Below are 14,760 nucleotides of genomic sequence, written 5' to 3'. Positions count from 1 at the left end.
TCGAGACGAGAGCCCCTCTTTGCTCTGATGCCATCAATTTTGCATGGCTGGTGGAAGGTTCGTACGATAAAAGACGATCCTGCTGTCTGACAAGGGACAGATCACTACCGGAGCATGAGTTTCTGCTTTTCTTCAAGGGTGAGGTCAGTCTTGTCTCCATACTTGATCCATTTGTCGATGGCCCTCATCACCATGGCATGACATTTGACCGTCCGTTCTTGGGGCGTCATTTTCTGCATGGTACTGTACAGACTGGCAACGATCAGGGACACGCCGCCGATGATGCCGACAGGGGCCAGGATGCCGCCGGCGATGCCGCCGGTAAAAATGGCGGCCGCGGAGGCCAGAATGCCGGGGTTGAGGATCTGTCCCAGACAGATCCAGACTAGGCTGGCGCCTCCGGCGCCTCCAGCTAGGCTGACGCTTTTTTTGACATTGGCCTTCATGCGTTCCTTGTTGGGGTCAAGGATAGCGGTGGCCATCTGCAGGCCTGCATCGATGGTGGGCGGCAGTGCGGCATATCCCATGATATCGGGACCATCCGTGCGCAGGATATTGACGATGGCATTCATGTCATTATAGGAGATCCCGCTGATGCCGGATTTTTCATTTATCTCCAGAGCCTTATCCCAGAGCTGGTTGAAGCAGGTACGCAGGATATTCCCGCTTTTCAGCCGATCCAAATCAGCGCAAGCCATAAAATCTCTCCAATTTTTTTTCCATGCTTTTATATTTGTCTCTACCTATATAGGCATCAATGACATAGTCATTAACATGACGCGCAAAGGCTCCTGTCAGGGGCATGGCCCTGATGGAAGTTTCCAGATCATTGACCTGCTGCACAGCCAGCTTGGCGCCCGAGATGCCGATGGCCGTGGTAATGGCGACCGGAGCAGAAATCACGGACAGGGCTGACATGAGCCCGCCCTGGGTGATCCGTTTGGCCAGTGTCTTGACGGATTCCCAGCTGGAGATCTTTCCCCGCTGGGTATACAGCTCGATGCCTGTCAGCAGCGCGGCCACGCAAGCCCCCAGGGTGCTGCTCTGCAGAATGTCTACGACAGGAACACCGCACAGGAAGGGCTGGGAATAGTAGTCATAGGCAGTGACCGTACCACAGACGATATCCACGGCCCCTGCTCCGATCAAAATAGGATTTTGGGTGGCGACACCGGTCGCGATATCGCAGGCCCCTACACCGAAGGTATTGATGGCATAGCCCGCCCCCCATTCGGCGGATCCGGTGATGATATCGATGACGGAACTGCCCGCATGGCCGACAGCCAGGATACTGGCACCGGCATCCAGGATGTTCAGGTTCACCCAGGGGCTCAGCTTCGTGAGAGTCATATTCAGGGCGGGATCGTACAGGTTCAGGAGGGTGACGATCTTTTCCGAGATGCAAGACGGCAAGATGGGAAGACCGTTTTTGGTCACGATATCCGTGCCCAGATGCCGGAAAAAGTCGACACAGCTCAGGCGAGGGTCTTTCATGACCGTCAGGGCATCACCGATAAAGTGCCCGTGCATCGTCCTGTGGCACCCCTTGGCGATCCCCTGGGGATAGAGATGCTTGAACGGGCCGACGGCGTCCATCCACTGCCCGGTCAGGGTCGGGCCATTGGGCTCAAGGATGCTTTTGGCGAATCGTTCCACTTTCTTGAAGTCGAACAGATTGTCCTTGATCATGTTTTCCCCGCCCAGGCGAGGAATCTCATGAATGGGCACACCAACGCCCACAGACATGGTGATGTTCTGTGCACTGTCAGCCATCTGGACCAGAGGGATGGTGGCCATCCCCGAATGGATTCGTGTCAAACATCCTTCAAACATGGACTTCCTTCCTGGAATCGGACTGATCCGGACGCATTCGGCATGATATTCCGCACAGAGGATTGGGAGAAATATCTGCTTTTCTGGAATTGAAAATGCGGTGAACAGTCTACATGATACCAATGAGAAGTCAAAGAAAATATGAAATGTCTTTAACTAGTGTTTAATAATCTTTTTTTTTATTACAGAGTTACAAGCCATGTATGTCGTTTGCCATTTGTCGGATATCCCTGTGGGAGCATGAGCCCCCGAAGGGCGAAAGACATGACGCAGCCCGGCTTATCCCGGCTGCGGGCAGGGCCGCTTCCCGCAAGTTTTTTGCGGAGCAGGTCTTCCTCACAGGGCAGGTAGCCCCGGCAGCAAGCGGCCAACAAGACAGCACAGATCTCAGCGGCTGTCGGCAGCCCCCTTTTTAGGGCTTGCCGCGGTACAGCAGGACGGCGAGTTTCATGCAGGGCAAAAAAGGGTCGAGGCACCTTTCCCGGGAGGGAAGGGGGCCTCAGGGGTGCGTCACATGGCGTGTAGTCGCTGGTTGTAGCCTTCAGGCTTTTTCGGGTTATTTTCCGGCACGGCCGGACCTGTGGCATGTGGGAGGGATGCACCGTGATCACGGCCATGTCTGCTCCCTTGAGATGCCGCTTTTCCACAACGAGCGTCGGCAGGGGCAGGATGTTGCCGTCCGTCTTCATGTCCGCCAGCGAGAGCAGCAGCTCGTCTGTCACGCTCAGGCCGGAAGGGCTGCCGTCATCTTTTGCACCGATAAAAAGGACGCCGGGTTCGTCATGCCCCGGCAGGTCATTGGCAAAAGCACAGATGGCCTGCCGGGCCTTTTGGGGCACATCGCCCTTGAAGGTCTCCTTGCGCTCCAGGCGGTCCGATTCCAGATCATCAAGAAAGCCTTCCAGCTCGGTGTCAGTATATCGTTTCAGCATGGGTCCCCTCATATCAAGCATAGTGACCTTCGTGTATACTGGCAACAGCGGATCAGAGCAGCTTTTTCTTCAGGTCGGAAAGATCATTTTGCCAGCCGCGATAATCGCTGCCGGAAGTCGGAAGGGTGCTGGCCAGCTCCGGGTAGTTCGTAAAGAATATCTTGTGATGCTTGCTGTCGTCTACTTGAAATCCTAGGCGGCGCAAGGAAGATTTGATACTGTTGTTCATGGAGGTATAACCGGCAAATATCCGCTTCAGTTCCCGGGCAAGATTTTCTTTGTTGTCTGTACGGGGATTGGCTTCCAGCAGTTCGTTTATGATATTCTTCCGCCGGGTACCATCTTCCGCAGAACGTCTGGCATCTTCAAGGATGTCGAGGAGGGTCTCGTAGGTCTGGTTACGGTAAGAATCAACAGAATCTCCTCTGAGCAATACTCTTTCCCTGTTGTCATTAAGGCGAGATTCAAGACTGGCGATATATTCTTTGAGAGCGTATATCTCGCCTTCTTTCCTTTCAAGATTTTCGTTGAGACTCTTGTTTTCTTTATCAACAGAATAGATAAGGGACTGAAGGTCATTTTGTTCCTGAGCTTCAACGACTTTTTTACGCAGGGCATCTGTTCTTATATCGACATAAGAGAGGTCACCCGGGATGTAGCCCAGATTGAGCCCATTTTTTACCGCATCGAAAATGTTCCGTATCTTAAGGGGATTGCCGTCTTCCCATTGCGGCAACAGGAGCTTCTTGTTCCTGCTGCCGGGAAAGTAGATGCCCACAGCTCCATAATAGGGATTCAGCCCTTCGGTGCGTATCCGCAGATCCCTCATAAAATAGATATTGGGTTCGATAAAAACGTGGGCCATACCTGACAGGACATGGCAAAGCTTCGTGATGTCAACAGGATAATTGCCATCACGCCCTTTACTGACATAGACGCAGGGCAAATGGGCAACGAACTCGCCTTTGATGATGCTTGCTGCAATGTCCAGGTCGTCAGCGGTCAACGGGTGCGGTGTGCTGCGCGTCTCGAACTCGATATCGTGACCGAAGCCGATCCTTTGTCCTATCAGCTTGAAAATATACGGTTTTTTGACATTATTCAGCTTATTTTGAAATGAGGCCGTCTCACAGTAGACCGAAAACGAGGCGATGACCTCCTCGGCTGTTTTTTTATAGACACACTCCGTACGCCACTTTTCGTCTCCCTTGGTCTTTTGAAAACAGATACAGGCAAACTCGCTGTCTTCCTTGGTATGGCGAAATGAGCGGAACTGCTCCCCTTCCTTTTCGACAGAAAATTCTTCCTGACCATAGTAGGCAGCCAGTGAACCACGAAGATGATATTCTGGTGATTTGTCTATCCATTCTATGGAAATATCGATGAGCTGTTGCAGCGTTGCCGAAGGCGCGAGTGGAGAGATGGTACGAAAGACAAGCATGGTGTGCTCCTTAACTGTTGTTGGTTTCTTTCATGGAGTCCACACAGGCTGTACCCTTAGAATTGGCAGAAGCCCCCTTACCACAGCAAAGACCCCTGGGCTGGGCTGCGGCGGGAGCCACGGCGGCCGCGGGTGGGCTGGGCCGGGGCTGTCTGTTCCTCCTGCCAGCGTTGCCGGTTCAGGGCGGAGAGGCGGCGCAGCACTTCCAGGCGCACGTTTTCGGCGATGGTGTGGCGCGTATTGTCATTGGCGGGCAGGTAGTCCACCTGGCGGAAGTCGTGGCGCATGTCCAGATCGTCCCAGCCGTAGGCCGCGGCCACTTCCCGGTCCAGTTCCTCGTGGCGGGCGCGCAGGGCCGCCACACCGGGCAGGCTGCTGTGCGGGTCGTGCAGGGCATTGTAGAGGCTGGTCAGGCCCAGCCCTTCCCGCTGCATGAGGGCGGCGCGTTCCGCGTGCAGTTTTTCGGCCGTGGCCCGCAGCAGGCCCAGCCGGTCCGCTGCCGGGCGCGGAAAGGTTGCAAAGGCACTGGAAGGTGTATAGCGCAGACCGAGTCCCAGTGTGGAACTCATCTTGCGTGCCCAGGTCTGGTGTACGCTGGATTGCAGCAGGCCGAACAAAGCCGCATCAGCCGAAGCGAAGACGATGAGCATGTGCGAGAGTACAAAGGTATTGGGAACAAAAGCAAAAATACCATGTTTTGAGGCTTCGCCAATGACCAGTACCCGTGACAGGGGCGGGAAGGGTTGCCAGCCACGGGGATGCTTAATGAAGGCATCGCCCCGGCCCAGGGCGTGGTAGAGGGCAGGGCGTTTTTCTGCGTAGTGCCACCAGTAGTCTCTGTATTGTGCACGATTATTGCCAGAGCGAACAGGTTGCACCAGCTCCTGAACCTGTGCAAAGGGCAGACTGTAGGTCTGGGCTCTATCCTGAGGCCAGTCCCAGAAGTTGATGATCCAGCGTGACGGCGTCTGGGTGGGGCTGGAGGTCAGATCAGCCCAGTTTAGGTATGGGAAAAGTACGTCCCGGTTGCGCTGGTCAGCTGCCAGCCACTGCCGGGCCCGGGCTTCGTCGGTCAAAAAGCCCTCTCCCGATACGGTTGTCCCCTGAAAAGCCAGCCCGGCATTGGCAGTCAATGCCCTGGCTTCCCAGCTTTCTGCCCCAGCCTTGAGGAAGGAGGAGATGCGGTCCACAGCCTGGCCGTGCAGGAGTACAGGCCCGGCATAGGTTTGCCCCGGCGTACGGATGACCACCTGACTGGTGCAGACCGTGGCATTGCCTTCCCAGGGCATGTCCGGCCAGGCCGCGCGGATGGTATGGCCCGTGCGTTCCAGGGGCAGCAAGCCCACCTCGCGGGTGTCGCCCTGGGCCAGGGTATTGGTGGCGATAAGGCCAAAGTCCCCGCCCTGCCGGGTCAGCTGGGCCGCACGGCGGAAAAAGTAGGCCACCAGATCCGCCTGCCCGCGTTTGCCCCGGGTCAGGACCTGCACCAGATATTCTCGGTAAAAATTGCCCAGGGCCTCGCGCATGCGCTGGCTGCCCAAAAAGGGCGGGTTGCCCACCAGCGCGTCAAAGCCCGGATCGTCACGGTCAAAGACTTCGGGAAATTCCAGCGCCCAGTGCAGGGGCCGGGTGAAGCCGGGATTGTCGTCCTCGTCCTGCTGGGCCAGTTCCCGGCCGCTGCCGTGCACAAGGCGCGCGCGTTGCCCGGCCAGCCAGCGGGCCATATCGTCGGGATCGCGGCAGAATTGCGGGGCCAGCACCTTGTCCAGCCACTGGTAGCGGGCATCCTCGCTCAGGCGGCCGCGCGCGCCCAGTACGGCCATGATCAGGGCATCGGCCCGCAGGCGAAGCAGGCGGGTGGCTTCCCGTGCCTGCTCCAGCAGGGCGCTCTTGCGCTCCACATTGAGGGGCGTGTCCGACGGGATGTGCTCCAGCCGGTCACGGGCCTGCCGGGCTTGTTGCACGGCAGCGCGCATGTCGGTGGAGCCGAAGACCAGCTCGCGCCCGTCTTCGGGAAAAAGGTGGAATTCCTCCAGCTGTTTCATGTCCGTGATGCCCATGAGGGCATCGCCGCAGCGCAGGGCGTGGTCCAGAAAGCTGAAGGGCCTGTCCTTTTGCAAGGTCACCAGCCAGAGGGAGAGCTTGGCCATCTCCACGGCCATGGGGTTGTTGTCCACCCCGTACAGGCAGCGATCGGCCACCAGTCGCCGGGCCAGAGCCAGACGTTCCTCGGCATCTTCTGGCAGCGGCTCGTCGGGGGAAGAGCTGGCGGGCGTGGCCCAGGCTTCCAGCAGACGGTCGGCCAGATAGCGGCAGGCCTGCACCAGAAAGGCTCCAGAGCCCATGGCCATGTCACAGACCTTGAGGGAGAGCAGGCGCCCGGCATCGTGCAGGCGCCACTGCTCCCGCGGCAGGCCTTCGGCCGGGCCGTAGTAGACGTGGGGCTCCAGCGTGGCCGCCACCAGCATCTCGGTGAGGGAGCGGGGGGTGTAGTGGGTGCCCGTATTCCGGCGCTGGCTGCCCGCCGTCACATACAGGCCCTTGTGGGGCACGATGACCGGCAAACCGAAACTGTCCTGCCGCAACAGGCCGGCAAAGGGGCGTACACGCTCCAGCAGGGCGGTATCACCATTGCAGGCCATGTGCAGCCCCACTTCCCGGCGGGCTGCCTCATCCTGGGCGTCGCTCCCGGTAGGCAGGGCAGCCTGTCCCCGGCCGCGTCCCCGGCCACGGGGCCGCTCGCCGTGCAGCTGTTTTTTCAGGGACGCCTGCGTGGCGCCGGTAAGATCGCGCAGGCAGGCCAGCAGATGCGTCTCGCCCTGTGCCAGCCAGGCTTCCGCCTCGCCCAGAGACAGGAATATCTCGGCGCCGCTCTTGCCCGTCAGGCCCAGCAGCACGCCTTCGGCCCGGGCCGCGGTGCGGTCCAGCAGGCCTTCGTAGACATGGCCGATCTGCTCCACATCCAGGCCCCGGAAGGACAGGCGCACCGCTTCGTCACGGCCGGTGGTCTGGCGGTCGCGCAGGAATTGCAGGGACTCCAGCATGTGCAGGATCACGCGGTTGTCCACGGGCAAGGGCCGGGCAGGCGTATCGCGCCAGCAGCTGCCCTGCGGACGGCCTTCCAGAAAGGGATAGGTATCGGGATCGAAAAGCGAGCCGCCGTAGGCGGGCAGGCGCAGGTCCTCGTGGCGGATGCCGCCGTAGACGGCGCGGAACAGCGACAGTAGGCGCACCCAGGCGTCATGGCGGTAGCCCAGTACTTCCTCGCCCTGCTTGTCGGCCTGTTCGCGCAGGCTGCCGCACAGGGTCGAGGCCGCGTAAGCCTGGTCATAGGCCGGTTCCCCCAGACGCAGCAGGCCGCGTTCCTCGGCGGAGAGCAAAAAGACCAGACGCATCATGACCGTCAGGGCCGCCTCGTAGAGTTGAGGGGCCGGGATGCCCGACAACAGCGAGCCGGCTCCGGCGTTACGGTCCAGGCGATCCAGCGCACGCAAGAACTCCGTGATGGCCCCGCGCACCTGCAGGCCCAGCTTGTCCGTGACGGACTGCTGGGCATCAGCACTTTTTTCCAGCAGGCAGGGCAGGGTCTGGGCCTCGGCCAGCGAAAAGAAGCGCCGCCGGTGCAGCAGGGTCACGAAGGAACGCAGGGTGATGCGCTCTTCCAGCCAGATGTCCGCCTCCCAGGTCACGAAGGTGGTGGTCTTGTTCTGACAGGCATGCACCAGCATGAACTGGCGGCCATCGCTCACCAGCCCCAGCGTCACGCCCGAGGCCCGGCAGAGTTCGGCCATGCGGCGCGCCGGGCTCCAGGCACAACGGCGTCCCGGCAAGGGGGCATCCAGACGGGCCGTGGTGATGCTCACCAGCAACACAGGGCGGCGCTCCGCAGCCGGGGGCGTGGGGGCATCCAGAGCGTCCGGATCATCCAGATCAACGGCCGCGGGCGGCAGCAGCAGCCAGTCAGGCCGCAATTCTTCGCCCATCTCCGGCAGGGAGAGGCCGGGACAGGCCGCCCCCATATCGGCCGCGGGGACGAGGACAGAGGCATCGTAGCCCAGCAGGTCGGTCAGCACGGCCAGTACGCAGTCCCGGCAGCCCTGCTCCGGCTCCCGGGCATCGTCTCGCAGGGCCAGTGCCGCCCGCAACAGGGGCATGGCCTCCGGCGGCAGACGGTCCAGTCCGTCGGGCATTTCCTGCAGGAGCACAGGCAGGGTCAGGAAGGGGCCGGAAACATCCAGCAGGGAAAGCCATTCGTTATGTTCGTCAGCAACGGCGACAGACATCAGCGGGAGCCTCCACGGGCAAGGGATTGGGGAATGAACCAGAGCACGGCCAGCGGGAAGAGGGTCTGGCGGGGCTGGGCATAGCGGGCCCGCAGATGGCGGCATTCCTCTTCCTTCTCGGCAGGGATGCGCCGCAGACGCGCCTGCAGGACATTGACGTCGGCCTGGAAGGCCTCGCGTTCTTCGGCATCGAAAAGGGAGAGCTGCTGCGGCGTGCGCATCTCGTCCAGATGTTTACGGATCATGACGGTCAGCTCGTCCATGACAGCCGAGAAACGGGCCACCTCCTCCTGGGCCCGGCGTTCCATGCGGCTTTGCAGGGTCTTCAGCCGTTCTTCACAGCGCACTTCCAGCGCCTGCCGTACCGCAGGGCCGATGCGGGTCCACAGCTCGCTGAGGCTGGTCTCCAGCCCTTCCGCCCGCACAGGCGCCAGGCTCATGGCGCTGCTCCAGAAATTCTCCAGTTCCTGCACGCCCATGCGGGCAAAGCGTCCGGCCCGCACACGGCCCCCGGCCATGATCATCTCCTCATAGATGCGCTGGCTGGTGCTGCCCACCACGATGATGCGCCCCAGCACCACGACCACAGGCTCGGAGATCAGGGTCGAAGGCACCAGACGGCAGGCGCTCCGGTGCAGGCGGCGGTCCAGATCCGAGGCCCAGAGCTGGGCCCGCAGCAGGCGCAGGCTCATGCTCACCAGGCGGTGGTTGAGATGGGCCAGCACCACGTCGTCCCGACCGGCGGCATCGTCACCGCTGAAGACCACCGGGCGCGGCTCAAGGGTATAGGGATGGGCATTGCCTTCCAGACAGGCGGCCCAGGCCCCGGTGAAGGCAGGCAGGCGGAAGGCCCGGCCCGCCGGGAGTCCCGGTACGTCCGCGGGCGTCAGCGGTGGCTGGTTGGCCAGACGCAGGGCCACTTCCACGGTATGGCGCACATGCTCCGGCGTCAGCAGCAGCTCGTTGCGCGTGGCGTCCATACGGCTGTGGATGTCCTGCAATATGCGCTTCAGATCGCGGTCCAGCTTAAGCAGGGTCCGGGCGGCCTCGGCGTCCCGTTCCGCCCGGGAGGTGACCAGCTCCCGGCGGCGATTGCCGCCCGCCAGCATGGCCTGCTCCACCTGTTCGGCGATGACGGGCCCCACCTTACCCAGGTCCTGGCGGATGGTCTCCACCTTGTTCACGACCCGGTACAGGAATTCCAGATCCGCAGCCATCACGTCATGCTGCCCCTGCGCGAGATCCGCGGCCACGAAATGATAGATGTCCACCACGGGCGCGTGCTGCCCGTGACGGTCCACGCGGCCGTTGCGCTGTTCCAGACGGCTGGGGTTCCAGGGGATCTCGTAATGGATGAGCCGTGAACAGTGGTTTTGCAGGTTGATACCTTCGGATGCGGCGTCCGTGCCCAGCAGGATGCGCACGGGCGAGGTGTCGGGGGCCGCCTGGAAGGCCGCCTTGAAACGCTCCCGTTCCTGGGCGCTGGTGGCGCCGTTCAGGCAGATGAGGCGCTCGCCGCCCATGCCACTTTTGTTCAGCAGCTCGGCCAGATAGTGCTGGGTATCCATGTATTCGGTAAAGATGACCACGCGCGTCCGGTTCCAGACGCCGCCGGGGCAGAGGGTCTGCTGCAGCCAGTCCAGCAGATGTTCCGCCTTGGCATCCCGGCGCTGCATGGAACGCTGTGCCCAGCCGCGCAGCTCCGTCAGGGCCTGTTCCTCCTCCGCATCAGGACAGGGGAGGGTAGCCGCGGCGTTATCTAGGACTTCGTCCAGAGCTTCGGCGGCCTCGTTGTCCGTCATTTCCTCAAAGTCAGGCAACTGCCATTGGGCCTGACGGTGGCGGCGCGGGGCCGTGCGGGCCCGGGAGCGGCTGGCCGCATGTTTCTCCAGCGTGGAGGCAAAGGCACGCGGCGAGGAGAACAGCCGCTTTTTCAGCAGGATGAGCACGAAGCGCATGGCCAGCCAGGGAACGCCGCCCGCATCACGCAGCCGTGCCGTGCACAAGGCCGCGTAGCGCTGGAACAGACGATGGACCGTGCGTTCCTCTTCGCTGTAGGCGACTTCCAGAGGATGGATCTCGCGCCGGGGAAAACGCGGTGTGCCGTCGAAAGCCACGATGTCGCTCTTCATGCGTCGTACCATGACCTGACGCAGCATGTCGGCCGTAGGTGTCACGCCACGGATGAAGCGTTGCGGATCAAGGATCTCCAGCAGGGCCGAGAAACTTTCGCTATAGCCATTGTGAGGCGTGGCCGTCAGAAAAAGTCGGTGCTCGAAGTGGGGCACGATGCGTCGGATGATGCGCGTCCGCAGGGACGGCTTGGCATAATGCAGGGAACCGGCGGGCGCGATGTTGTGTGCTTCGTCCACGATGAGCAGATCGTAGCGCCGGGGCCAGCTGCCGGCGCCTTCGGCGGGCAGGGTCTCGCAAAAACGCTGGAACACGCGATCCTGCTTGAAGTAGTCGATGGACGTAATGAGGCGGGGAAAGTGTGTCCAGGGATTGACGTGGATGCCGCGCTGACGACGCAGGCGCGAGACGCTCTCGCTGTTGATGATGCGGAACTCCAAACCGAACTTGTCGCGCATCTCGTCCCGCCACTGGTATTGCAGGGAGGCCGGACAGACGATGAGCACCGTGGTAGCACGATTGCGCAGCATGAGCTCCTGCATGGTCAGGCCCGCTTCGATGGTCTTGCCCAGGCCCACGTCATCCGCCAGCAGCAGGTTGACACGCGGCATGGTCAGGGCTCTGGCCACCGGCTCCAGCTGGTAGTCCTCGGGTTCGATGCCGCTGCGGAAGGGCGACTGCATATTACTGTGGTCCATCTGCGAAATGATGCCCCAGCGGACAGCATGCAGGAAGGCGTCCAGATCGCCGGGATCGTCGAAAGCCCGTACATCCGGCAGGGAGGACGCCTCGCGGATCTCGGCCCCTGGCTCCAGCTCCCAGATGACCTGCAATTTTTCATCAAGGGAGTTCTCGTCAAGGCAGGAGAGCGTCACCAGATGTTGATTCTGCTGCGTGGTCTCTGGCAGGGCCTGTTCGGTGCATTCTTCCGCGATATACGGCCTTCCCCGTACCAGGACGGTCTGGCCCACTTCCGGCGCTGTCATCATGTGCGAGTTCTCTCCTTTTTCCTGGGCGGAAACAGACAGTAACAAAAATACTATAACGGCCTCCAAGCCCTGCGGCAAGGCAGGGACACCCTGTTGCCTACCGTGGAAGAAGGGCAGTGGGGCTGCGCCAAGAGGCGGTACTGTGCCAGGTGGTGTCGTCAAACGCCGAGGATGTCCGGCATAAGATTTGCTGCTTATGCGAACTTTATCCAAAGGATGTAGGCCAGAGCCAGATAGAGCAGCTTCATAAAATTGACGAGTGTGTTGTGGAATTCCATATTTTGGAAAAAGATGTGCTATATTTCTCGTGAGTTTCGTTGCCATAAAGCGTACTATATGAGTAGGGTTATTGCATAAAAGAGTATCGTATCATCTCCTGTCACACAGCGAGGAGTTCTATGTCTGATATGTGGGGCCTGCTCGGGCCCGAAACGCTTCCTTCCCTGCGCCGGACGCGCGGTCTCGGGGTTGCCGCGTCCGTGCGGCGATTCAATGATTTGGCCGTGCCCGGGCTGGGCGGTGTCTGGTTCGGCAAGCAGATCTTCCTGGCTCTGCTGGGCGTGGCCGTGGCGGAATATGTCCGCGCCTGGGGGAACAGCCCGAACATCAGGAAGATATCGAATATCGAAGTCACCAATGCCGTGGAGGCCCTCGCCTGCTGGATGGCCTACCGGGAGCACGGCTGGACACCTGATCCGCGTCTGCGCGGCATCACCAAACTGAAAGGGTGGGACAGGATCACCTTTCAGCAGGCTCGGCAGCCCGGTTTCTACGTTACCCAGCCTATGCGCATAGCCACGGTCCAGCCCCTGCCCGCCCTCGGGCTCGTGGAGGCGGACAACACGCGCTTCAACTCGTTCCGCTGCTCGGATACGGGCCGTAGACTGATCGATGCGGTGACGCAGGGGAAAGCATCACGTACGGCCACCGAGGGAGATCATGCCCTGTGGGCGGAAAGCAACGCTACCATACAGTCCCTGGCCAAATGGGTACTGGACGTAGGGCAGCGAAAGCGACTGCCGTCCGCCGACATCCTTTCGCCCCTTTTTCCCCTGCCCAATACGGCCAGGGGCGTCCTGCGCCGTGGTCTCCTCAAGGTTGGCCCCGATGCGAAGCGACGCCAGGATGCCTGGAACTGGATCGCCAGCCTCGAAGCAGGGGGCGCAGCCTCCTGGGAGCGCAAACCGGTGCAGCTTTCGGAGACACATTGGCACGACCTGCAGGCCGGTGCTTGCTTCTTCGCTCTACGTGAGGCGGCCATCACGGTCCTGGATGAGCTGGAGAGCCATATGGGGACCATGGCGTCTCCGTCTCTGGATCTGTCGGACCTGTCGAAGGACCGGCCTTGTGATCTCGAGCCGTTGATGCTGGCGGCGCAACAGTATCTGACCGTGATGCGAGAGGGTAGGGATGAGGATAAGGATGCCCTTGTCTTTGCAGAGGAATGCTGTGGGGATGACATCGTACGCGCCCTCGTCCGTCGGGACGGGCAGGTCCTCCAGCTGCGGGGCGAGCACATTGTGCCCGGTCCAGCCTTTCGCGGCTCGCCGCAACGGCTCGGGGATGACACGGATGAGGAAGACGGACCGCAGCCCGCTGGTGTCCCGCTGCCGCCGCATATTTCATCTCGTGTCCGCAATCTGTGGCTGCTGCAGCAGGATATGGCAGGGAAGCTCGAAGCGCTGCTGCATCCAGAACAGAAGGAGGACGACGCATGAGCTGCAAGAAGAACGTGTTGCCCATGCCTTCGCTGGCCGGACATTTCGACGCCCCGGATGACCATGTCGGGCACTTCGGCTGGCTCTGCGGCTATTCCGCAGATGCGCCCTTCCTGGATGATGCCCTCACGCGCTTTACCCGGATGACGGCGGCGCAGCGGGCCGCCCAGGGGCGGATCTTCCTGGCCGTGATGCTCGATGCCGGCAATCCCCCCATCCTGTCCACCGATGTTCCCGGTGTGGCCCATCTGCTCCTTAAAAAAGGTCAGCCATTCCGCCTTCTCCACGCCAAGGTGGCCCTGCTCGGCTTCCGGCATCGAACGGAGCCCGGTCGCTGGTGGCTGCGCCTGCTGGTCTCCACCGGCAACTGGACGCGCCAGACCGTGGAGGAGAGCCTGGACCTTGCCTGGCGGCTGGATGTCACGCAGGAAGGCTGTGAGGAGGCCGCTGATGGTATCGGGCAGGACCGCGCCGACATCAGGGCGGCCTGGGATCTGCTGCAGTGGCTGCAAGGATATGTCGATACACGTCTGCTCGACGCCACGACTGACGGGCGTCCCAGTGAGAGCTCCCTTGCCCGGCAGTGTGTGGCGCGATGGCTGGATGCCTGCGGCGCCCGGGCTGAAGCTCCCCGCTTCTTTGACAGCCGGAAGGCATCCTTGCTGAAGGGGCTGCTGAAAAAACTTAATAATCATGGCGTGAAACGGTGTTCCCGTCTTGTTCTGGGGTCCGGCTTTTTCGAGTCAGGCACGGACGCAAGAAAGGAACTGGTGCCGTTGCGTATCGTTCGGGAGTTCAAGGAAAATAGTTTCCTGACCAGCAGGCCCAGAGTGGATATCTTCGTCGATCCAGATTCCTGTCAGGTCATGGCCAAAGCCGGTACTCTGGATTCCTTGAAAAATGCCGGGTTCCATCTTCGTCCAGCGGCGCCGCCGGAAGCCGTTTTCGGGGAAAGGGCGGCGACGCGGAACTTGCACGCCAAGTTTATCTTCAGTGCCGCATCCGGCAGGAAGGACGAGGACGCCTGCTGTGGCGCCTGGCTGTATCTGGGCTCCGGCAATCTGACGCGGCCGGGCTTTATCGACAAGATGTCTTCCACAGGAGGCAATCTGGAGGCCGGTGTCCTCCTGTTTCCACCCGAAGGCCTGCGCTGGAAGCAGAAAAATGGTGTAAATGGTGTGGATGCCGGAAAGGTCATCACCAATCTTCTGCCCGTGCAATGGGACACAGAGATCACGACCGCTGATGCCCTGAAATCTGGACCGGGCAAGGAAGAACAGCGGGAAGCGTTTTTCGCGCCGCCCGTGGCCCACCTGTTCTGGGACGACGGAGATGGCCAGCAGACCCTGGGTACTAGATAGTGTCGTCAAATTATGTTTGCCCACAAAGATATGCATCTGATTTGAACGGCGGCAAGAAAAGATGCACATC

General features: G+C 60.9%; 8 protein-coding genes. 2 read left to right on the top strand and 6 right to left on the bottom strand.

The genetic code is table 11. The features are described 5' to 3' along the window. Window positions 1–104 precede the first annotated feature (104 nt). The 6 genes from HF854_RS06500 to drmD all read right to left on the bottom strand — a co-directional run bounded on the left by HF854_RS06500 (window position 105) and on the right by drmD (window position 11,611). On the bottom strand, window positions 105–698 hold the full coding sequence (locus HF854_RS06500) for a hypothetical protein (RefSeq protein ID WP_168935564.1): 594 nt from the start codon (window positions 696–698) through the stop codon (window positions 105–107). Next, window positions 685–1,833, bottom strand: a complete 1,149-nt coding sequence (locus tag HF854_RS06495) for a hypothetical protein (RefSeq protein ID WP_168935563.1) — start codon at window positions 1,831–1,833, stop codon at window positions 685–687. Before HF854_RS06495 ends, HF854_RS06500 begins: the two co-directional genes overlap by 14 nt. Before the next feature lie 182 nt (window positions 1,834–2,015). After that, a complete protein-coding gene (locus HF854_RS06490; protein WP_168935562.1) occupies window positions 2,016–2,765 on the bottom strand; it encodes an AlbA family DNA-binding domain-containing protein in 750 nt (249 codons plus the stop codon). Between the two features lie 52 nt (window positions 2,766–2,817). Continuing rightward, window positions 2,818–4,206, bottom strand: coding sequence for a coiled-coil domain-containing protein (locus HF854_RS06485; protein ID WP_168935561.1), 1,389 nt, complete (start codon window positions 4,204–4,206; stop codon window positions 2,818–2,820). Window positions 4,207–4,283: 77 nt separating this feature from the next. Then, window positions 4,284–8,489 carry an Eco57I restriction-modification methylase domain-containing protein gene (locus HF854_RS06480; RefSeq protein ID WP_168935560.1) on the bottom strand — a complete coding sequence of 1,402 codons (4,206 nt, stop codon included), beginning with the start codon at window positions 8,487–8,489 and terminating at the stop codon, window positions 4,284–4,286. After that, window positions 8,489–11,611 carry a DISARM system SNF2-like helicase DrmD gene (gene drmD, locus HF854_RS06475; RefSeq protein ID WP_168935559.1) on the bottom strand — a complete coding sequence of 1,041 codons (3,123 nt, stop codon included), beginning with the start codon at window positions 11,609–11,611 and terminating at the stop codon, window positions 8,489–8,491. The genes HF854_RS06480 and drmD overlap by 1 nt, the downstream gene beginning before the upstream one ends. Before the next feature lie 398 nt (window positions 11,612–12,009). Here drmD and HF854_RS06470 point away from each other — a divergent pair, with 398 nt between their 5' ends. Beyond that, the gene (locus HF854_RS06470) at window positions 12,010–13,329 is read left to right on the top strand and encodes a hypothetical protein (RefSeq protein ID WP_168935558.1); all 1,320 of its coding nucleotides are present in this window, start codon (window positions 12,010–12,012) and stop codon (window positions 13,327–13,329) included. Next, entirely contained in the window at window positions 13,326–14,690 is a 1,365-nt protein-coding gene (locus tag HF854_RS06465) for a phospholipase D-like domain-containing protein (protein ID WP_168935557.1), read from the top strand. Before HF854_RS06470 ends, HF854_RS06465 begins: the two co-directional genes overlap by 4 nt. The last annotated feature ends 70 nt before the right edge of the window (window positions 14,691–14,760 follow it).

It is taken from the genome of Desulfovibrio piger (assembly GCF_012843875.1).
In the GTDB taxonomy this organism is placed as follows: Bacteria; Desulfobacterota; Desulfovibrionia; order Desulfovibrionales; family Desulfovibrionaceae; genus Desulfovibrio.
Note: the sequence above shows the minus strand (reverse complement) of the source record. Positions and strands in the feature narration are given on the sequence as shown.